At 55.4% G+C, this 19,454-nt stretch carries 26 protein-coding genes; 17 read left to right on the top strand and 9 right to left on the bottom strand.

Annotated elements, in window-relative coordinates; translation table 11 throughout:
• The first annotated feature begins 198 nt into the window (after positions 1-198).
• Genes VGE55_RS03125 through VGE55_RS03105 form a run of 5 tightly spaced genes read left to right on the top strand, consistent with a single transcriptional unit; the run spans position 199 to position 3,748 of the window.
• A complete protein-coding gene (locus tag VGE55_RS03125; RefSeq protein ID WP_331130260.1) occupies positions 199-1,779 on the top strand; it encodes an aldehyde dehydrogenase family protein in 1,581 nt (526 codons plus the stop codon).
• A gap of 10 nt (positions 1,780-1,789) precedes the next feature.
• On the top strand, positions 1,790-2,272 hold the full coding sequence (locus VGE55_RS03120) for an acyl-CoA thioesterase (RefSeq protein ID WP_331130259.1): 483 nt from the start codon (positions 1,790-1,792) through the stop codon (positions 2,270-2,272).
• 19 nt (positions 2,273-2,291) lie between these two features.
• On the top strand, positions 2,292-2,729 hold the full coding sequence (locus VGE55_RS03115; RefSeq protein WP_331130258.1) for a DoxX family protein: 438 nt from the start codon (positions 2,292-2,294) through the stop codon (positions 2,727-2,729).
• The gene (locus tag VGE55_RS03110; protein ID WP_331130257.1) at positions 2,699-3,103 is read left to right on the top strand and encodes a rhodanese-like domain-containing protein; all 405 of its coding nucleotides are present in this window, start codon (positions 2,699-2,701) and stop codon (positions 3,101-3,103) included. Before VGE55_RS03115 ends, VGE55_RS03110 begins: the two co-directional genes overlap by 31 nt.
• Positions 3,104-3,112: 9 nt before the next feature.
• The gene (locus VGE55_RS03105; protein ID WP_331130256.1) at positions 3,113-3,748 is read left to right on the top strand and encodes an LON peptidase substrate-binding domain-containing protein; all 636 of its coding nucleotides are present in this window, start codon (positions 3,113-3,115) and stop codon (positions 3,746-3,748) included.
• Positions 3,749-3,775: 27 nt separating this feature from the next.
• Here VGE55_RS03105 and infA read toward each other — a convergent pair whose 3' ends face one another.
• Together infA and VGE55_RS03095 are read right to left on the bottom strand one after the other, a co-directional pair.
• Positions 3,776-4,036: a translation initiation factor IF-1 gene (gene infA / locus VGE55_RS03100; RefSeq protein ID WP_331130255.1), complete on the bottom strand. Its 261-nt coding sequence runs from the start codon at positions 4,034-4,036 to the stop codon at positions 3,776-3,778.
• Positions 4,037-4,048: 12 nt separating this feature from the next.
• Complete coding sequence (locus VGE55_RS03095; RefSeq protein WP_331130254.1) at positions 4,049-4,252, bottom strand: cold-shock protein; 204 nt, start codon at positions 4,250-4,252, stop codon at positions 4,049-4,051.
• A 206-nt stretch (positions 4,253-4,458) separates the two neighbouring features.
• Between VGE55_RS03095 and VGE55_RS03090 the strand changes: the two genes are divergently transcribed.
• The 4 genes from VGE55_RS03090 to VGE55_RS03075 all read left to right on the top strand — a co-directional run bounded on the left by VGE55_RS03090 (position 4,459) and on the right by VGE55_RS03075 (position 6,466).
• The gene (locus tag VGE55_RS03090; protein ID WP_331130253.1) at positions 4,459-5,283 is read left to right on the top strand and encodes an NYN domain-containing protein; all 825 of its coding nucleotides are present in this window, start codon (positions 4,459-4,461) and stop codon (positions 5,281-5,283) included.
• The gene (locus tag VGE55_RS03085) at positions 5,280-5,735 is read left to right on the top strand and encodes a YaiI/YqxD family protein (protein WP_331130252.1); all 456 of its coding nucleotides are present in this window, start codon (positions 5,280-5,282) and stop codon (positions 5,733-5,735) included. Before VGE55_RS03090 ends, VGE55_RS03085 begins: the two co-directional genes overlap by 4 nt.
• A 149-nt stretch (positions 5,736-5,884) precedes the next feature.
• Positions 5,885-6,163: a type II toxin-antitoxin system RelE/ParE family toxin gene (locus VGE55_RS03080; RefSeq protein ID WP_331130251.1), complete on the top strand. Its 279-nt coding sequence runs from the start codon at positions 5,885-5,887 to the stop codon at positions 6,161-6,163.
• Between the two features lie 9 nt (positions 6,164-6,172).
• Complete coding sequence (locus VGE55_RS03075; protein ID WP_331130250.1) at positions 6,173-6,466, top strand: HigA family addiction module antitoxin; 294 nt, start codon at positions 6,173-6,175, stop codon at positions 6,464-6,466.
• A 39-nt stretch (positions 6,467-6,505) separates the two neighbouring features.
• Here VGE55_RS03075 and VGE55_RS03070 read toward each other — a convergent pair whose 3' ends face one another.
• Positions 6,506-7,738 (bottom strand): NADH:flavin oxidoreductase/NADH oxidase family protein, encoded by a 1,233-nt coding sequence (locus VGE55_RS03070; protein ID WP_331130249.1) that lies wholly within the window; start codon positions 7,736-7,738, stop codon positions 6,506-6,508.
• A gap of 87 nt (positions 7,739-7,825) precedes the next feature.
• On the opposite strand from VGE55_RS03070, the gene VGE55_RS03065 reads away from it, so the two are divergent.
• Positions 7,826-8,251, top strand: a complete 426-nt coding sequence (locus VGE55_RS03065) for a MerR family transcriptional regulator (protein ID WP_331130248.1) — start codon at positions 7,826-7,828, stop codon at positions 8,249-8,251.
• On the opposite strand, the gene VGE55_RS03060 is transcribed toward VGE55_RS03065, so the two are convergent.
• From VGE55_RS03060 to VGE55_RS03050, 3 genes are read right to left on the bottom strand one after another with little or no spacing between them, the layout of a single operon-like run.
• The gene (locus VGE55_RS03060; RefSeq protein WP_331130247.1) at positions 8,248-8,913 is read right to left on the bottom strand and encodes a VOC family protein; all 666 of its coding nucleotides are present in this window, start codon (positions 8,911-8,913) and stop codon (positions 8,248-8,250) included. The genes VGE55_RS03065 and VGE55_RS03060 overlap by 4 nt on opposite strands.
• A gap of 9 nt (positions 8,914-8,922) precedes the next feature.
• Positions 8,923-9,750 (bottom strand): CmcJ/NvfI family oxidoreductase, encoded by an 828-nt coding sequence (locus VGE55_RS03055; RefSeq protein ID WP_331130246.1) that lies wholly within the window; start codon positions 9,748-9,750, stop codon positions 8,923-8,925.
• 3 nt (positions 9,751-9,753) lie between these two features.
• Complete coding sequence (locus VGE55_RS03050) at positions 9,754-10,680, bottom strand: alpha/beta hydrolase (protein ID WP_331130245.1); 927 nt, start codon at positions 10,678-10,680, stop codon at positions 9,754-9,756.
• A 159-nt stretch (positions 10,681-10,839) separates the two neighbouring features.
• Between VGE55_RS03050 and VGE55_RS03045 the strand changes: the two genes are divergently transcribed.
• Entirely contained in the window at positions 10,840-11,469 is a 630-nt protein-coding gene (locus tag VGE55_RS03045; RefSeq protein WP_331130244.1) for a 2-hydroxychromene-2-carboxylate isomerase, read from the top strand.
• Positions 11,466-11,897 carry a PaaI family thioesterase gene (locus VGE55_RS03040; RefSeq protein WP_331130243.1) on the top strand — a complete coding sequence of 144 codons (432 nt, stop codon included), beginning with the start codon at positions 11,466-11,468 and terminating at the stop codon, positions 11,895-11,897. The genes VGE55_RS03045 and VGE55_RS03040 overlap by 4 nt, the downstream gene beginning before the upstream one ends.
• Here the strand turns inward: VGE55_RS03040 and VGE55_RS03035 are convergent.
• Genes VGE55_RS03035 through VGE55_RS03025 form a run of 3 tightly spaced genes read right to left on the bottom strand, consistent with a single transcriptional unit; the run spans position 11,879 to position 13,804 of the window.
• Positions 11,879-12,787 carry a LysR substrate-binding domain-containing protein gene (locus tag VGE55_RS03035; protein WP_331130242.1) on the bottom strand — a complete coding sequence of 303 codons (909 nt, stop codon included), beginning with the start codon at positions 12,785-12,787 and terminating at the stop codon, positions 11,879-11,881. The two genes, VGE55_RS03040 and VGE55_RS03035, sit on opposite strands and share 19 nt — an antisense overlap.
• A gap of 12 nt (positions 12,788-12,799) precedes the next feature.
• On the bottom strand, positions 12,800-13,207 hold the full coding sequence (locus tag VGE55_RS03030; protein ID WP_331130241.1) for a GFA family protein: 408 nt from the start codon (positions 13,205-13,207) through the stop codon (positions 12,800-12,802).
• A gap of 12 nt (positions 13,208-13,219) precedes the next feature.
• Entirely contained in the window at positions 13,220-13,804 is a 585-nt protein-coding gene (locus VGE55_RS03025; RefSeq protein ID WP_331130240.1) for a cupin domain-containing protein, read from the bottom strand.
• An 80-nt stretch (positions 13,805-13,884) separates the two neighbouring features.
• Here VGE55_RS03025 and VGE55_RS03020 point away from each other — a divergent pair, with 80 nt between their 5' ends.
• The 5 genes from VGE55_RS03020 (at position 13,885) to VGE55_RS03000 (ending at position 19,309) form a co-directional block, all read left to right on the top strand.
• A complete protein-coding gene (locus tag VGE55_RS03020) occupies positions 13,885-14,526 on the top strand; it encodes an FMN-binding negative transcriptional regulator (RefSeq protein WP_331130239.1) in 642 nt (213 codons plus the stop codon).
• The gene (locus VGE55_RS03015) at positions 14,523-15,809 is read left to right on the top strand and encodes a DUF3089 domain-containing protein (RefSeq protein ID WP_331130238.1); all 1,287 of its coding nucleotides are present in this window, start codon (positions 14,523-14,525) and stop codon (positions 15,807-15,809) included. Before VGE55_RS03020 ends, VGE55_RS03015 begins: the two co-directional genes overlap by 4 nt.
• A 112-nt stretch (positions 15,810-15,921) precedes the next feature.
• Positions 15,922-16,311, top strand: a complete 390-nt coding sequence (locus VGE55_RS03010) for an MbcA/ParS/Xre antitoxin family protein (RefSeq protein WP_331130237.1) — start codon at positions 15,922-15,924, stop codon at positions 16,309-16,311.
• A complete protein-coding gene (locus VGE55_RS03005) occupies positions 16,311-17,033 on the top strand; it encodes an RES family NAD+ phosphorylase (RefSeq protein WP_331130236.1) in 723 nt (240 codons plus the stop codon). The genes VGE55_RS03010 and VGE55_RS03005 overlap by 1 nt, the downstream gene beginning before the upstream one ends.
• A gap of 317 nt (positions 17,034-17,350) precedes the next feature.
• On the top strand, positions 17,351-19,309 hold the full coding sequence (locus tag VGE55_RS03000) for a hypothetical protein (RefSeq protein WP_331130235.1): 1,959 nt from the start codon (positions 17,351-17,353) through the stop codon (positions 19,307-19,309).
• The last annotated feature ends 145 nt before the right edge of the window (positions 19,310-19,454 follow it).

The following is a 19,454-nucleotide window of genomic DNA, read 5'->3' as shown; positions in this document are numbered from 1 at the left end:
TGTTTTGAATAATGTCCCGTGAGTGTCCCCGAAAGGCCTGCCACCGCGCAAGCCGGTAATGTTGCAGGCCCAGTCACCCAAAACAGTGATTTTTTCGAGTCCATCCTCCACGCCACATGTTGACAACTGTTTACCTGCGTCTGCACACTAAGCGCCAAACTGACAATAATCATTTTCACATTGACGGAGACCTTTGTCATGAATCTGGCCGACTCCAAAGCCCTGGCGCAAACCGTGGGCACCAACCCCGCCACAGGCCAAGCACTGGGCGCACTCGTGAACACCCCGATTGAACAGATGCCCGCGATTTTTGAATCGGCCCGGCAGGCGCAAGCCCTGTGGGGTGAGTTGAGCTTCCGCCAGCGTGCGCGGCACATTCGCAAAATGCGCGAATACATTGTGAACAACGCGGACCGCCTGGCTGGCATTGTGAGCCAGAGCAGCGGCAAAACATTCATGGACGCACTCACCACCGAGGTGCTGCCCTGCACCCTGGCTTGCAACTGGTACAGCAAGAATGCCGCCAAGGTGTTGAAGCCCCAACGGCGCGAGGCCTCCAGCATCATCTGGATCGGCAAACGCTCCTTGGTGACGCACGAACCCCTGGGCGTGGTGGCCATCATCAGCCCTTGGAACTACCCCTTGTCCATTCCCTTTGGCGAAATCGTGATGGGCTTGATGGCCGGCAACGCCATCCTGCTGAAAGTGGCTGCCGCCACGCCGATGGTGGGCAAGGCCATTGAAGAGATTGTGGCCGCTGGCGAACTGCCCCAAGGCCTGTTCCACCACATTGTTGGCCCCGGTGCCGACATTTCCACGGCATTTTTTAACCATGGTGTGGACAAGATTTTCTTCACTGGTTCGGTGCCGGCCGGCAAAGACCTCATGGCGCAAGCCGCCAAAACACTGACACCGTTGTCGCTGGAGCTGGGCGGGAAAGACCCGATGATTGTGCTGGAAGACGCCGACCTGGAAAGGGCGGCAGCCGGTGCAGCTTGGGCCGGTTTCCAAAACAGCGGGCAGTCCTGTGCCGGTGTGGAACGCATTTACGTGCACGCGTCTGTGTACGATCGCTTCGTGGCCTTGCTGTCTGAGAAAACACGTGCGCTGCGCCAAGGTGTACCCAACGCGCAATGCACAGTCGACGTGGGCGCCATGACCACCGCCAAACAACGCCGCCTGGTCGAACGCCATGTGGAAGAAGCGGTGGCTGCTGGAGCGAAGATTGAAGCCCAGGCTCAATTGCAAGCGGGGCTGCAGGGTGAGTTTTTCCCGGCCACCGTGCTCACGAATGTGAACCACAACATGGCGGTGATGCGCGAGGAAACCTTCGGCCCCGTGTTGCCGGTCATGAAGTTCAACACGCTGGATGAAGCCGTGGCGCTGGCCAACGATTGCACCATGGCGCTGTCAGCATCCATTTGGACCCGCGACACAGCCAAGGGCAAGGCACTGGCCAAACGGGTGCGTGGCGGTGTGGTGGTGATCAACGACCACCTGTACACCCACGGCATGTCGGACCTGCCTTGGGGTGGCCCCGGCGAGTCGGGCATTGGCCGCACACACGGCCCGGAAGGCCTCATCGAAATGAGCCGTCTGAAAGCCATCAATTGGGACTTGTTGCGCGCGCGCCGCAACCTGTGGTGGTACCCGCAGGACCGCGCCACCTACAACGTGCTGAAGCACGCCATTCGACTGGGCTCGCCCCGCAGCATTGGCGAGTTCCTGCTGTCCGCTGCGCGCGTGGTACCTTACATGATTAAACGCATGTACTTCTAACAAGGGCTGAATGGACGCACTGACCACCGACGAACTGGATACCGCTTCAGGCCTGAAGTGGTCAGTGCCCAATCCCTTTGTGGCCAAGGTGCAGGTTCAAGACGTGCACATGGACGAATACCGCCACACCAACAATGTGGTGTACCTCAGCTGGATTCAGGACATTGCACGGCTGCATTCAGCCACCCAAGGCCTGACCTTTGATGACTATGTTCAACTGGGTATGGGCTGCGTGGCCCGCAAGCACGACATTCACTACGTGCAGCCCAGCTACGCTGGCGACACCTTGTACGTGGCCACCTGGGTACAACGCAACGAGGGCCGCAGCGACATGTGGCGGGCCACTGAGTTCATCCGTGAACGCGATGGCGCGTTGATTGCCAAAGGCCTGACCCAGTGGGTGTGTGTGGACATGGCCACCGGGCGGCCCAAGCGCCAGCCGGCCGTGTTTTTATCCGCCTACGCCACGCACCCGGCCCCAGCAACCCTCTAAACCGTATTGGATGTTCGCCATGTTGACTTTGAATGTGTCGTTGTTGGCCCGCGCCTTCGTGGTGTTGTGGTTTGTGATCGGTGGTGTAGGCCATTTCGTGGCCACACACTTTTTTGTCAGCATCACACCACCTTGGGTGCCTTATCCCACCGAGGTGATTTGGGTCAGTGGCGTGCTGGAGTTGCTGGGTGCGACCGGCTTACTGATTGCGACCACCCGTCGGCTGGCCTCGGCCGGGCTGTTCCTGCTGACCTTGGCTGTCACGCCGGCCAATATTCACATGGTGATGCACCCCGACCTGTTTCCCCAATTTCCGCTGGCTCTGCTGTATGCACGCCTCTTGGTTCAGGTGTTTTTGCTAGTGTGCATTGTCAAGGCAGGTGGGCTAGACTGTACACACAGCAGTACAGCAGGAGACAGCTCACCATGCCCATCACCAAAGGCGTACAAGCCCTGATCGCGGAAGCCCGCGCAAAAATAAAAACCTTGAGCCTGGACGAAGCCAAAGCCAAGCTCAACAACCCCGATGTGGTGTTTGTGGACATTCGTGACCCTCGCGAACTGGAGCGGGAAGGCATGATTCCCGGCGCTTTTCACGCCCCCCGCGGCATGCTGGAATTTTGGGTGGACCCAGCCAGCCCCTACTACAAAGAGATTTTCGGCAGCGGCAAGGAATTTGTGCTGTATTGCCAGTCGGCCTGGCGTTCCAGCCTGGCCACGGCAGCCTTGCAGGACATGGGTCTAACCCCTGTTACCCATGTTGAAGGGGGCTTTCGCGCCTGGAAGGAAGCCGGCTTACCCGTGGCTGAAAAGCCCACCAAACCACAGTAGGCCTGCCGCATGAACACGCCCACCGAAACACCGACGCAAGCGCTGCCCCTGTTCCCATTGGGTACGGTTCTGTTCCCGGGCGGCATTTTGCCCCTTCAAATTTTTGAGGTGCGTTACCTCGATTTGGTGCGGCGCTGCCTGCGTGAACATTCTCCATTTGGCATCATCAGCCTGCTGGAAGGCCATGAAGTGCGCAAACCGGCTGAACAACTCAGCTTGGCGCGCTTTGGCACCCTGGTGCATGTGGAAGAGTGTGAAGCGCTGAGCCCTGCCCTACTGCGCATTCGCTGCAAGGGCAGCCAACGCTTTGAGCTGGTGGATGCCAGCCAGGAAAAAAGCGGTCTTTGGATGGGGCGTGTGCGGGTGCTGGAACCCGAACCAGAGGTACCCGTACCCGATGACCTCAAGGCCAGCGCACGTCGATTGAGCGAGCTACTGGATAACCTGGAAGAACAAGGTGTGGCGGCCGAACAATGGCCGTTCGAGAAGCCCTACAGGCTCACCGATTGCGCCTGGGTGGCCAACCGTTGGTGCGAAATTTTGCCGTTGGAGAAAGACACCAAACTGCAGTTGCTGGCGCTGGACAATCCTTTGCTGCGACTGGAGTTGGTCAATGATGTGCTGGTGGAGCAAGGCTTGGTGTAAGCACACCAGCCTGTCCACGCATGCTTGTCAATAACGGCGCTTTGCGGGGGCTGGCCCCGTGCCACGGTTATCAATGTGCCGGAAAGTGATGCGCCCTTTGCTCAAGTCATAAGGCGACATTTCAAGCGATACACGGTCACCCGCAATAATGCGGATGTGATTCTTGCGCATTTTCCCTGCGCTGTACGCAATCAGTTTGTGACCGTTTTCAAGGGTCACCAAGTAGCGGGAATCCGGCAGAATTTCATCCACCATGCCATTCATTTCAAGCAGTTCTTCTTTGGCCATGCCAAATCCTTCTTAAGCGGCGCGAATATTGGACGCCTGAGGACCTTTGGCGCCTTGTGTCACGTCAAACGTCACACTTTGCCCTTCAGACAAGCTCTTGAATTCCGAGCTCTGGATTGCGGAATAATGGGCGAAAAGGTCTTTGCCACCATCGGATGGGGCGATAAAGCCAAAACCCTTGGCATCGTTGAACCACTTGACTGTACCTGTAGCCATTCTTGAAACTCCTGAAAAAACAATGAGGGGTGTTGCCCCGATGGGACGACAGTCAAGAAGGCAAACGGATGAAAGGCAGAATACCGCGCATGGCGGATAAAAAACCCAGCAGCAAAAGCTGGTCTTGAAGATCGCGTGGTTGCACTATCCTCTCGTTCTGCAACAATTGCAAACATTATCGACATTTAATTTCCCGAAGGATTCCAATGGCCGGTCAAACCGAAATCACCAACATGGCACTGTTTTGCGACTTCGAAAACGTGGCCTTGGGCGTGCGCGACGCCAAATATGCCCAATTCGACATCCGCAAAGTGCTGGAGCGCCTGCTGCTCAAGGGCAGTATTGTGGTGAAAAAGGCCTATTGCGACTGGGAGCGTTACAAAGAATTCAAGTCAACGATGCACGAAGCCGCATTTGAACTGATTGAAATTCCCCATGTGCGGCAATCTGGAAAAAATTCGGCTGATATTCGCATGGTGGTGGATGCCTTGGACTTGTGCTACACCAAAGCGCATGTGGACACCTTCGTCATCATCAGTGGGGATTCCGACTTTTCCCCCTTGGTGTCCAAGCTCCGAGAGAACAACAAGCACGTGATCGGCATCGGCGTGAAAGACTCCACCTCCGATTTGCTGAGCGCCAATTGCGACGAATTTATTTTTTACGACGACCTGGTGCGCAAGCAAGAAACCAAAAAGAAAGCAGCCGCAAAAAAAGCCCCTGCCAAAACCACCACGGACAACACCAAACCAGCGGAGCCCAAAACCGATGACGACAAGCGCCAAGAGGCCATGGACTTCCTGGTGGAAACGGTGGAGGGACTGATTTCCGAACGTGGGTCGGATGAAAAAATTTGGGGCTCTATGGTGAAGACCACCATGCAACGCCGCCGCCCGGGCTTTACCGAGTCCAGCTATGGCTACCGCTCATTTCGCGAAATGGTGCTGGATGCACAAAAGCACAAGCTGCTGGTGCTGGTCCGGGACGACAAATCGGGGCAATACATGGTTCGATTGGTGTCGGACGAATGAGCAACTTTCAAATTTGGGTGGATGCCGATGCCTGCCCAGTGGCCATTAAAGAAATTCTTTTCCGCGTTGCAGACCGAACACAGACGCCCGTCACCTTGATCGCCAACCAAATGCTGCGCACGCCCCCTTCACGGTGGATTAAAGCCATTCAGGTGCCGCGCGGTTTCGATGTGGCCGACAAACGAATCGCTGAAGAAGCCCAAGCCGGCGACTTGGTGATTACCGCCGACATTCCATTGGCCGCGGATGTCATTGCCAAGGGGGCCTTTGTGATTGACCCCCGTGGTGAAATGCTGAGCAAAGCCAATATTGAAGAGCGCCTGACCATGCGCAACTTCATGGACAGCCTGCGCAGCAGCGGTGTGGACACGGGCGGCCCTCCGGCACTGTCCAATTCAGACCGACAGGCTTTTGCCAACCAACTCGACAGGTTTTTGGCCAAGCTCAAATAGCAACTGTTTCTTGAAACGAGTGATGCAAGCGGCCATGCGCTTGTAACCCTGTCAGTGAATCACTCAATATCGTGTGTTGTCCGGCTTGATTTTTTCAATCGTTACAAAGCCTCCGATTGACAACCGTAACGCTACACGATACATTTTGAATGATTAAAACTTTCGCACACAAAGGACTAGAAAAGTTTTACCTAACAGGTTCGAAAGCTGGTATTCGCCCAGACCATGCCAATAAACTACGGCGCCAGTTGGCACGCCTTGATGAAGCGCACTCACCACAAGACATGGACATTCCAGGCTGGAATCTACATTCACTCGACGGTGTTTTAAAAGGCCACTGGTCAGTTTGGGTGAGCGGGAACTGGCGCATGACATTTCGTTTTGTCGGGGACGATGTCGAGATTGTTAACTACCTTGACTACCACTAAGCATTTCACATGAGCAAATTATTCAATCCGCCCCACCCTGGCGAAAAACTGAAAGAGGATGTGTTGCCGGCACTCGGACTAACCGTCACCAGTGCAGCCAATGAATTGGGTGTATCTCGCGTTGCACTGTCGCGGGTATTAAACGGGAAAGCCGGAATCAGTGCTGAAATGGCACTCCGATTGGCGCAGTGGCTTGGTGGAGACGCGGAAATCTGGCTAAGGGAGCAGCTTCAATACGATCTCTGGCATGCCAAAAAAAAGGGACGCATTCGGGTCAAGCCCCACAAACAAGCGGTGAGCTAAGCCCACCGCATGAGCGTTTCAACAGTTGGCTCTCGAGGCTTACTGACCCAAGGAACCAACCCACCGCCGATACTGGCGCGTTCTGAACACCGTTTCCAACTGTTGCTTGAGCAATGCCTTCAAGGGAGACACCTGTCCGTTGGGCTGCCGCCCCTTCCCCATTCGGTGAAGCTGGTATTTCACCATGGCCATGTAAGCCAGCGATGCCAACACCTTGTTCTTCCAGGTGATGGGGCGCAGTTCGGGTGCGGCCTGTTGACCCGCTTTCCATTCGGCGGGCAGCATGGGGTTAAGCGCCAGCGCGGTGGCAATGCCCACCATGTCGATGCCGCTGTCCAGCACTTGTTCTGCTATCGGTAATCTGCGAATACCGCCCGTCACCATGATGGGCACCTTGGCCACTTGGGCGATGTCTTTTGCAAATTCCAAAAAGTAGGCTTCACGCGCCAGTGTGCGCCCGTCGCGCGACTGGCCTTGCATGGCGGGTGCCTCGTAGCTGCCGCCCGACAATTCAATCAGGTCCAGACCCAAGGGGTTCAACAACTCGATCACGCGCTTGGCATCGTCTTCGCTAAACCCACCGCGTTGGAAGTCGGCGGAATTGATTTTCACTGAAACGGAGAATTGCTTCCCAACCTGGCTGCGTACCCCTTTCACCACCTCGGTGAGCAAGCGTGCCCGGTTTTCAATGGAGCCGCCCCACTGGTCGGCGCGCTTGTTCGTGATGGGCGACAAGAACTGGCTCAACAGGTAACCATGTGCGGCGTGAATTTGCACACCATCAAACCCGTATTGCTCGGCCAACACAGCGGTGCGAATGTACCGGTTGCGAAGGTCTGCAATGTCGGCCTCAGTCAGTTCTCGCGGCACAGCAAACTGCTTGGAGAAACTGCCCATGTCCAACGCAACGGGCGATGGGGCCACCGTGGGCTGGCCCAGGTTGGCCTGCATTTGCCGCCCCGGGTGGTTGATCTGCATCCACACCTGCGCGCCTTTGGCTTTGGCGGCTTTCGCCCAGCGCTTGAACAACTCGGCATGCAAATCCGACTCCAGCACCACACCGCCGGGGCCTGTCATGGCCCGGTGATCAATCATCACGTTGCCCGTGATCATGAGGCCCACCTCACCCGCAGCCCATTCGCCATACAGGCGAATCAGCGCTTCGGACGGCGCATGGTCTGCATTGGCCATGTTCTCTTCCATGGCAGCCTTGGCCAAGCGGTTGGGCAGCTGCGTGCCGTTTGGCAATGTCAGGGGTGTAAAGGTTTTCACGGGCGTCTCCGGTTTGGCAAATGTCGTTGCAATGGCGAAACTTTAAGCTTAAAGTTAACTTTAATGTCAATACCCTTTGCTCAAACAATGAAAATCGGTGAACTCTCCAAACTCAGCGGCCTGTCGGCAGCGACCATTCGTTTTTACGAATCCAAAGGCTTGATTACCGCGGTGAGTCGCCAGTCCAATGGGTATCGGGAATATCCGCCCGAGGCGGCTTCCATCCTTTCCATCATCAGCAGTGCCCAACAAACAGGCTTCACACTGGATGAAATTCGACAGGTGTTGCCCGGCGACCTCAGCCACTGGAAACACGATGAATTGCTCAGCATGCTGAAAAAGAAGGTGGCCGACATTGAAACCCTGGAAGCCAAACTGGCCCAGGGCAAAGCGCAACTGAACAACATGATTGCGCTCATTGAAGACAAACCTGCCGACATGGATTGTGATGACAATGCCAAGCGCATTTTGGGCAACATGGGTTTGCTGAAGGCACCGCGGCCTGCTGGCTAAGCCGAGGGTTTGCCCACCATCACCAACCCCAAGGCGGGCAGTCGACACTCCACGGCCTGCATTGCAGTGAACTCAATCACCAACTCTGGCTGTGGTGCCGCGTGCACCCGAACCAACCCGGCCTGCACAGCGGCAAACAACGGTGGGGACAGCGATGAAGCATCCACAAGCCCAACGGACACCGTCTGCATACCCTGAAATGCCAGCGCGTGGGTTGTGGGCTGCAAGGCGTTGGCTGAGGCAATTTGTGGCCAGCTCAGAGCAAACAACAGCGGCTCGTGCAGTGGATTGTCCTGCGCAAAATAGATCGATTTTTCCGTCGGTAAATAATCCGGCTGATAAAGGCAATATTCAAACGGCAAACCATCAGGGGCCGACGAGGCCGGTGCAAAACACAAACCAAATGGATTGGCCCCGCTCTTGCGTCCAGCCCAGCGCTCCCACAGCTGCGTGCGCTGAGTTTTCGGTGATGTGGCCTCATTCACACTGTGAACCCACAAACACTCCAGAAACCCATGCTCAAAAAATACACGGCGGTTGGCCGTTCCCTGCCCCGGGTGCACATTGCTGCTGCCCTCTCTAAAGCCAGCTTCCAACAAGGCATTCAACTCGGGCGCACCCGCATCGGTACACACCATCACATGGTCGAGAACAAACGGCATACCAAGCACCTACCCATCAATCCACTGAACTGCACAACGAAATTCAATGCTTTGCCGCAAAGGCTCCAGCGTATCCGCACTGTTCCAGAAAGCACTGTGGGGTGTGCTCACCCACTCATCCACCAACGGGGCCGAGTCGTATGTTTTAAACACCAGTGCCTCGTCCACATTCAAACCTTTCACGTAGCACCATTTCAGGCTGGACGAGTCCTTCACCAAATTCATCGAACCCGTACGGTCGGTATACACCAGTTGGCAGGGCCCGGTAAACAGCTGGCCATGCCCAGGGATGCCGATGGCCAATGGCGGGTTGGTCACCGCTGCGTTCAGGGGTACCCACACATTCACAATCCAGACTCGCCCACAATGCATGTCCCACGTTGTGTTTCTTTGAATGCAGGCACGGCCAGAATCGGGGGTGTAATCGCAGTGGGCCAATTGCACCGATTGCGGTGTTGACATGCGGCTGTCGCGGCCAACACCCGGGGATGAGTCCACTGTTTGCACACGTCGCACTGCCGCGTCAAACACCTGAACCCGCTGCCCACCAGTCAAGCGCAGCACCACATTCTCCACCGCTTCAACACTGCTGCGATGTGGCAAATCCACGTCATCCAATCGCATCGGTTCAATGGGTGTCCAGGTCCAACCCTGCGTGTGCAACTGGGGCCTTTGCGTGGCTGGCCGACAATCGGTTATCCATTCCAGACGTGAACGAAACGGATTGCGATTGTCGCCAATGACCTCACCAGTGAGCATGGACACTGCAGCGCCCTGGGCATGGGCACTCAAATAATGCATGGGTGCCTGCGTGTCGTGGGGAGTCAAACAAGGCATGATTTAACTCCGAGGGCTGGATTGTTGAACCAAGTCGATCAAGGCTGCATTAAAAGCCGCAGCCTCGGTCGCAAACGGCGCATGAAAGGATTGATGAAACACCGTGAGTCGTGCCATCGGCGTGCTGTCCACCAGATCTTGCACCAGCCCCAACGGCACCAAGGGGTCTTGCTGCCCCTGTGCAAACAACAGGGGCACGCGCAGCGCCTGAAGGGTCGCGCGGTGATCCACCTGCCGACCCAATACATACCGACGCAACGGCACAGGTGTCAGCATGGCATTGGCCACCCATCGGCCATACACCGTGCGGTCCACGGTGTTGCCCAGGTTGTCTTGCGCCCAGGCCAACACGCCAGAAACCTGCGCTGGCTGAGTCTTGGCAACCAAACCTTGAAAGTGGGTGTCCGGTTTTCCAGAAGGCTCGCTGTGCGTGATTGCATCAACCAGCATGACCGAGCGAGTGCGCTGCTCACCATACAGTGCGAGGTAATCCAGCGCCACAGCTGCACCATGACCATGGGCCACCAGCGTGACGTTTCTCAAACCCAAATGGTGAATGACGGCAAACACGTCATCGGCCCACACATTGGCCGACAGATAACCCGAAGGCTCCATGGGTTTGGACGACTGGCCATGCCCCCGCAAGTCCATGGTGATCAATCGGTATTCCTGCAATGCCGGTGCGTGTGTCTGGGCCTGCCAAACATCACCGCTTTCAGCCAAACCATGGATAAACAAGACAGGCGGCCCGTTCGGATTGCCGTATTCAGCAATCGACAAACGCACACCATTGCCCGAATAAATGGAATCGGACGGCAAGGCATCAACCTTGCAAGCGCCCAACAGCAATACCCCCAGCATGGCCAGCAGCCAGCCTGTGACGGTGTAACGCTGCACCACGCAGCGCAGCGATAAAGAAATGGAATGCATGGTTGTTACCTGGGTGGATGGAGTGGATGACCCACCCACGGTAAACCGGTGGTTGCAAACGCAGCTTGAAAGAAATGAATGGCCCCATCAAAACAATTTGACCTGCGCTGGCTGCACACAGTGAACACTGAAGGCCTCAACCACACTGGAGCAACATGCATGCACACCACCGCCACGCCGCACATTGATTTGTACTTCGACTTCTCAAGCCCTTACTCTTACTTGGCGGTTGCGCGAGTACACCGCATCACAAAACCACTGAACATTCAGGTTCGGCTGTTGCCCATTGCCTTGGGTGCCATTTTTCAAAAGCTGGGCTGGCAATCCAGCCCATTTTTGGCACAACCCCGAAAGCTGGACTACATGTGGCTGGATGTGGCACGACAAGCACGCAAACACCAGATTGAGTTTCGTCAACCGACTCAGTTTCCCGTTGGCAGCATACGGGCTGCCCGCATCGCCAGTGCTTATGCGGACGCCCACTGGCACGACACATTCTGCCAACGGGTGCTGCAAGCCTATTTTGTTCACAACCAAGACATTGCGCAGCCCGAGGTGATTTCCCGAATTTTGCAGCAATTGAACTTAAACCCGGATGACATCATGGCCCATGCTGGCTCGGATGAGGCCAAGGGCCTGTTGCGTGAGCGCACGGAACTGGCAGACCGCCTGCAATTGTTTGGCGCCCCCAGCATGGTCGTGGGTACCGAACTGTTTTGGGGAGATGATCGACTGGAAGACGCCGTGGCATGTTGCCTCAGCAATCACCCGGTCGGGCTCACGGCATGAGCCTGACCCCAGTTTTTACCCCAGATTGGACATTGCTGGACTCTACAGTCAGCCCCGTGATGGCATTGTTTTCGCCCATGCAACACCGGCATCACCGGGGTAGCGACTGGTATACCTGCACAGTACAGGCAACCCATTTGAATGCAGCTGGGCAGTTGCATGGCGGCTTTTTTTGCACCCTACTGGACCTGACCATGGGCCATGCGGCCTGGCATGCAATCCAGGCCCGTGGCAGCATTCGCACCATGGCCACTGTTGCGCTGAATGCCACACTGACCAGCCCGGCCCACGAGAACGACATCCTCACGGTGCAAGTCAAGGTGCTTCGCATTACCCAGACCTTGGTGTTTGTAACAGCCCTAATGCGCTGCAAGCAAAGGCCATTGGCGCAAGGCACTGCAACCATCCATTACAGGCTGGCCACCTGAGCAGCCAGCCAGTCATACAGGCGGCGAACCTGAGCCTGTTCCAATGCCTGCGGTGAGGCGCACACATAAAATTGCTTTCCTGTGTTCCAACCAAAATCTGTCACCTGCACAAGCTTGCCGTCGTCCAGTTTTTGCTCCACCAATGCCCTGGGCACCAAGGCGATGCCTTGGGCCAGCTCACAGGCCTGCAACAGCAAATACACATCGCTGTAAAACGGACCACGCTGGGGCTCCTCACAGACCACGCCCTGCGCAGCAAACCAGTCGCACCATTTGTAAATGGCCTGGCGCAACAGGGTGGCTTTCAGCATCTCGGCGGGCTCGGCAACCCATGGGTTGGCTTTCAAATAGGCCGGGCTACACACCGCCACCAGGCAGACCCCCATGAACCTGGATTTGACCAAGCCGGGCCAATCGTCTGCCGTGCCCATGCGCACCCCCACATCGGCCTCGCCGCCTTTCAGGTTTACATAGGTTCCAGTGATGGAAATTTCCAGATCAATCTTGGGGTTCTCGCGTTGAAAGGCCGTGAGGAAGTGACTCACCAAATGGGAACCCATCATGGGTGGCAAGCTGAGCCGCACCCGCTGAACCGCATTTGACTGCACAGTGTTTACCACCTGTTGCATACCCACCAGCACAGACTGCACGCCCGGAAGCAGCATCAATCCAGCCGCTGTTAACTCGGTTTGAGTAGACTGCCGTTGGAACAGGATGGCACCGAGTCGACTTTCCAATTGCTGAATGCGATGGCTGATTGCACTTTGCGTGATCGACAACTCATCGGCTGCCTTGGAAAAACTCTTGTGGCGGGCGATGGCCTCGAATGCAATCAGCTCCGGCACGCTGGGCAGCTTGCTGGCTGAATATTTGGGCAAACGACTGGGCATTGAACATCCTTCTCAAGCAGGGCCAGGCCTCTTCGGAAGGTCCGGGTTCATCACACACCAGGGCGCCGCACTGGTCACGAAAAAGTCTAGCATGGGCCTGTATTGACGGGGCTCATTCAAAGTTCCCGCCTTGATGCCCAACATACCCGGCATGCGTTCAAACCGGGCAAACAACTGCGAGCCACAGTGTGGACAAAACCCCCGGCTGTGCTGGCTTGCCTTGTCCGATGGTGAGCTGTAAAAGCGCGGCTCACCTTCAACCTGCACCGCATCGTCCCGAAAGAGCATGGCCGGTACAAAAGCACCACCCGAGGAGCGCTGACAATCCCGGCAATGGCAGTTGCCCATGAACATGGGCTGGCCAACCGCCTCATAGCGAATTGCCCCGCAAAGGCACTGGCCGGTGTATGGTTTGTCCATGGTGTCGTCCTTTTAGAACGGCGTGCCGTCTTTGCGGCTAAACACCCAGGCACCATTCACAAATTGCGCAGCCAAATCATCATCGGGGTAACTCACCGAATCACCATCGCTGCGGTCCCCCACTTCCAGATAGACAACATCCTCGGTACCCTCATTCAACAGGGTGTGTGCATCGCCCGTGCCTGCGGGAAAGCCGGCACACATGCCAGGGCTCAACACTTGCCGTCCCGCATTGGTGTGCAAAACCGGGTTGCCCTGCAGCACATAAATAAATTCATCCTGCCGCGAGTGGGCATGCCGAAAGGAAGATGCAGCCCCCGGCGGCAAACGGGTCAGGTTCACACCAAAATTTTTCAAACCAAAAAAATCGCCCAAAGCGCGCTTTTCCCGGCCGCGTATGCGCGCATGCAAATTGGGCGGATACACCGATGGCCTGGCGCGCAACGGCACATCAGTTGCCAACACAGCAGCAGGTTTCAACGATTGCATCAGGTGGCCCTCAACACGGTTAAACACTGGGCCAGTGTACTGTCCACAACCGCAGGCTGGGTGCATTGCAGCATGAATGATTTCGATGGGGGTATGAACACAATCCATGCTATTGCTGCAGAACCAAAGCCTTGCAATACTGGCAACCGAGGCGTTACCCCACCAACCCATTCAGCTGTAGCATCGCCATGTACAACCCCACACAATTTCAGGAAGACCGAGCGCCCGCCCTGCTGGCGCTGATGCGCGACTACCCCTTGGCGACCGTGGTGCGCCAAACAGCGGATGGACTAACGGCCGACCATGTACCCCTGCTGTATGAAGCCAGTGACACCGGTTTGGGAACGCTGATTGGCCACGTGGCCAAAAACAACCCGCTGTGGCAAGCGCCTGCCGAGGAAGAACTGCTGCTGGTGTTTCAGGGGCCGTCCACCTACATTTCGCCCAACTGGTATGCCACCAAAGCCGTGCACCACAAAGTGGTGCCCACCTGGAATTACGCCGTGGTGCATGTGCACTGCACATTGCAAGCCGTTCACGAACCCGCCGAGTTGCTGGGCATTTTGACGACGCTGACACAACACCATGAAGCCACGCAACCTACACCGTGGCAGGTGGCCGACGCACCCGAGGAATTTACTCGCACACTGCTGAACCACATTGTGGGCATTCGCTTGAATATTCTGCGGTGGCAAGGCAAATGGAAGGTGAGCCAAAACCAGCCACCAGAAAACAGGCAAACTGTGGTTGAAGGGTTGATGAAAACACCCACCGAGACGCACACAGAGATGGCGCGCATGGTGCAATCGAACAACAGAGGGGACACATGAACACCACACAGCGCTGCATTGGCGCCATAGCCACATGCTTGCTCATCGGCTTGCTGGCCGCCTGCGGCGGCTCAGACAACTCAACAGGGGCCATCAACGGCCGCACCACCGCCAGCGGCTTTACACCCAACCCCTACGGCGCCTACCAAAGCACCGTTTACCAAGGCACGCAAAACTGGTTGTGCCACCCTGAGTTAACTGGCTTGCGCAATGTGTGCCTGGGTAACTTCGACACCACGGTGGTGCCTGCTGGCAATGCACCGGCCACCATCAAACCTTACAGGCCAGCGGCTGCACCGGCAGTGGATTGCTTCTATGTGTACCCCACTGTGAGCCCCGACCCCGGAGAAAACTCCGACCGAATCACCGACCTTCAAGAGCAGCAAACCACTGCCCTGCAACTGGGCCTGTACGGCAGCGTGTGCCGCCAGTTTGCACCGGTGTACAAACAACGCACACTGACCACGCTGGCCCTGCAAAGTTTTGCCAGCAGCGCACTGCCCGACAACTTTGCCGCCAACGCAGGCGAAGTGGCCTATGCCGATGTGCTGGATGCCTTCAAGCACTACATTGCCAATTTGAGCGAAGGCCGCGGCTTTGTACTCGTGGGGCATTCGCAGGGGTCAGGCCTGTTGCGGCGTTTAATTGCCGAAGAAATTGAAACCAAACCTGAACTGCTCAACCGGCTGATTGCTGCACACATTCCCGGCTCGAATGTGTTGGTGCCCATTGGGCAGGATGTGGGGGGCTCGTTCAAACAAGTGCCCGCCTGCCGAAGTGAAAGCCAAACCGGTTGCGTGATTGCATTTTCCACCTACCGCAAAGGCGACCCCCAACTGGCCAACCCACGCTTTGGCTTAAGCACTGTGCCCGGCACGCAAGCCTTGTGCGTCAACCCCGCTGCACTGGCCGGCGGCGCAGCCACCACCGACCCCCACATACCGCGCGTGTTGCCCCCTGTGTTTCAGGCGTTGCTCATTCCGCGCGGCACCGGTGGGCCGTATGCCAACCCGGTGAACAACCTCACCATCAGCACGCTGTACTACAGCATGCCCAACCAGCTCAAAGCCGAATGCAAAGTGGGGCCCAACGGTGTGAGCTACCTGGAGCTTGAAATATTGGCAGACGCCGCCGATGGGCGTGCCGACGACTACCCGGGTGAATTTATTGGTGGCATGAACTGGGGTTTGCATTTGCCAGAATTGTCGCTGGCGCAAGGGGATTTGGTGCGCTTGGCTGCAACACAATCGGCTGCGTGGTTGGCAAAAGGCCGTGCGGATTGATGATGGCCGCTATTCGGCCAAAGCGGTTATTTGCCGGTTGAGCTTTCGAATTTGATATATTTGCAATATATGTTACAGTATAAGCAACTTATATTACAAGCCTAGGTTGATCATGTTGACCGACACAATCGAATCCAAGGCGGAGATTGATCGCTCCAAAGCAGCGGTCATGATCATGAAACTTTTCGACCTTTGGGGCTTACAAACCGAAGAGTCCACCGCTTTGCTGGGGCTGGCCAAAGACAACCGCACAGCGTTGGCCAAGTACCGCAAGGGAGACCCCATCTCCAACTCCAGGGACAGCCTTGAGAGGCTAAGCCACCTGTTTGCCATCCACAAAAACCTGCGACTTCTATACCCACAAAAAGAGGTTTGCTACGCCTGGATGAAAAAGAGAAACCTGGTGTTCGATGGCTTGACACCCGTAGAGGTTATCGATCGCTTCGGCTTTAGAGGTTTGTTGATGGTCAGATCCTACCTGGACCGGGCCAGAGGTCACTGATGGCAGACGCTCAAACCATTCTCGGTCAATCCAAGAATGTGGCCTTCGACGGCACCGTGTACCGCAACATTTGCTCTTTGGTGTTAAGCCAGGACTTGTTTGACGACATTGCCGATCCGGAAGATTTTGCAATGGCGCAAGCCATTGAAGAATACGCCAAACCCCCACACTTTGCGAGCCATCAACCCATCATTCACCGCCCCTTTGAAGAAGCCGACTGGAATGACTCGGTTGATTATCCTTTCGAGAACTGGCAAGAATCCAGGTTTAGTACCGGCAAATTTGGTGTTTGGTATGGCGCCTCTGATTTGATGACGGGTGTGTATGAAACGGCATACCACTGGATCAAACGCATGGTCGATGAGGATGGGCATTGGGCCGAGGGACGGATTGCGCAACGCAAGGTCTACAGCGTGGACTTGAAAGCCGTGCTGATTGATCTTCGCACCACGTGCAAAAAGGTGAAGGCACTGACCGACAAGAACGACTACACCCTCACCCAATCCATTGGCAAGGTTTTGAGTGAACAGGGCCACCCTGGACTGCTGTCCAAATCGGCCCGCTGTGATGGTGATATTCAAGCCATTTTTACCCCAAGGGTGTTGTCAAATCCGAAGGTGAGCTGCTGGTTTGAATACAGGATTGAGGGTGACCAAGTGATTGCGAGCAGTGGATCAAACTCGACATCAATACACATCAAGATCGATCAGTTGGTTGCTTGAAAGAAGTGATGCCCCAACGACTCAAGGATCAGAAAAACAGATTACCGGTCGAAAGAGGATGCGGGTCTGATTTCGGCAGGAGCTGCTACTTGAGGTATTGCAGTTGAGTGTCAGCTATTCGGCCAAAGCTGTCGTTCGGATTGCCACAATCGTGGGACAGTTACCGGTCCAAAACGTTAGTCCTGAAAGGCGCGACATTGCCGGACGCTCAGCTGGCCGCCACTCCACTTCGCGATCAGATCGGTGTGGAGATTCCCATCTGCATCGTCGACAATTCGGAAAATTCAACATAATGTGTCCTACTAAGGGGGATAGTGATGACATCGATTAATGCATTTGTAGGGCATAGCTTCACCGAGGACGATGCAGTCGTTGTTAACTCGGTTCTAAATTACTTATCACGTGTAGCCGAGTTGCATCCATCCTTTTCATGGACTCACGCAAAGCACCCCGAACCGATTTCGGTTGACGAAAAGGTATTGGCTATATTCGAAGGAAAGAACCTATTTATTGGCATCTGCACACGTAAGGAACTAGTCGTTACTTCCAATGCACTGTCATCATGCTGGCTGTCTCGACAGAAACAGGCAGTCGAGACGACTGCTCTTGTGTGGAAGACGTCCGACTGGATAATCCAGGAAATTGGATTCGCCATCGGTCGTGGCATGGACATCATTCTTCTCGTCGAGGAAGGTATCCGCTCGCCAGGTACGCTACAAGGAAATCTCGAGTACATTCCGCTAAACCGAGATGCTCCCGAACGATCATTCGACGCTTTGCTGGCAATGCTAGCCTCTCTTACCCCCCGACCAACTAACGGTGCTGCCACAGCCTTGCCGCCAAGCACAACCGAGCTCTCCAAATCGACCGAGAAATCTGAGAGTGACTGGATTACACCCACGCCTGAGTGGGCTCAGAGCAACTTCGAATTTGCAATGATGCATTGCGTCGTAACGAAGAACGATCAGGCAAAAGAGCTTGTCGACAAGGCGTTCCTAGCATCAAAGGTTGGGGCTTCTTTTGAAGCTCAAAAGGAATGGTCAGCCTACAAGGAATATATCTGTATCCAACTTGGGTGTGGTGGCGATCTCTCAAGGCTTGAAGCCATTGCAGCTGAATTGCCAGAAAACACCAACGTAACGCAGCGTCTCGCAAAAAGCTATGCCCGATTTGACGAACACGGTAAAGCTGCGTCTCTTTACCAGAGCATCGCAGGAAAGGCCAAGTCGGCTCTCTCCCAAATTGAACTATATGGCCAAGCTGCCCTAAGTCTTGAGAGGGCAGGGAAGAAGGTTGACGCCGATCGATTGGTAAGCCAAATCCGGATGCTCAGCGCCGAAGCAGGTGAAGGTGAGATGGATGTTCTACTCGCCGAAACGGAGATAGCAGCGCTTCGAAAGGACGATGATGCGGAAATTGCATTGCTTGAACGGCAGCTTGAACTTAATCCCTCTGACAGCGATACCCGATTTTCCCTTGCTTACAAGTACTCAACTATTGACCGGGATGACATAGCTGCTTATCACTACTCACAAATTCAAAAACCTACGAGAACTGCCATTGCATGGAACAACTACGGTGTCGCGCTTCAAGCACTGAAATTGCCAGTGAAAGCTGTCGAGGCGTATCGCAATTCTGCTAGCCTCGGCGAAACACTCGCCATGAGCAATCTTGCACACCAGTTTTTGAACGCTGGCTTTGTTGACGAAGCCAAGCAGATTCTTGCTGAAGCTTTGAGCATCCCTAACCATCACAAGAACGTTGACAAGGCCCTAGGTATTATTCGTGACCGTGTGGACGATGAAGAAAAGCGGGAAATCTTGGTATATGACAAGGCGAAGGCTGTCAGCAAATTCTTCCGATCTTTTGGGCAGGCACGAATAAAACCTCTCACGATCGGATTGCAGGGAGCATGGAAATGCCCCACCTGCGATGTCATAGTTCAGATCGATGGGACATCTTTCGTAGCCCATGGCACATATGAGGTCAAGACAGCCGGACTTCTTGCCGCCGCGCTCATGGATACAAGGACTATTGACTCCACGCCGCTGAAATACTTTTTAGAATATAGGGGCGAACTCTGCGGTCAAACGATCAGCGGAACCGTTTCTCGCGAACAGGTTGGCATCACGAAATCGGCTGGTATTTCAACACTGCTCAGTGCCGAGACAAAACCGACGTTCTTGATGTGGCTCGGCGATGCCGGAACTGTGATGTATGTCATGGAACGTCCAACGCCGGAAGAATCTCGCTTCTACCAGTTAAAGCGAATTTAGTTTCGACGACTTCGAAATTACCGACGCGCGGTCGTTTTGTTTCCTGTCAAACTCAATTCCGGTGATAGATTCGCGCCTGCCTTCGGAGTTGAGTGGTGCCAGCGGCAGCTTTGGCCGAAAAGCCGTCATTCAGTACCTGATCTAA

The sequence above is a fragment of the Limnobacter sp. genome, from assembly GCF_036405155.1.
In the GTDB taxonomy this organism is placed as follows: Bacteria; Pseudomonadota; Gammaproteobacteria; order Burkholderiales; family Burkholderiaceae_B; genus Limnobacter.
This window is presented reverse-complemented; position numbering and strand designations above follow the sequence as displayed.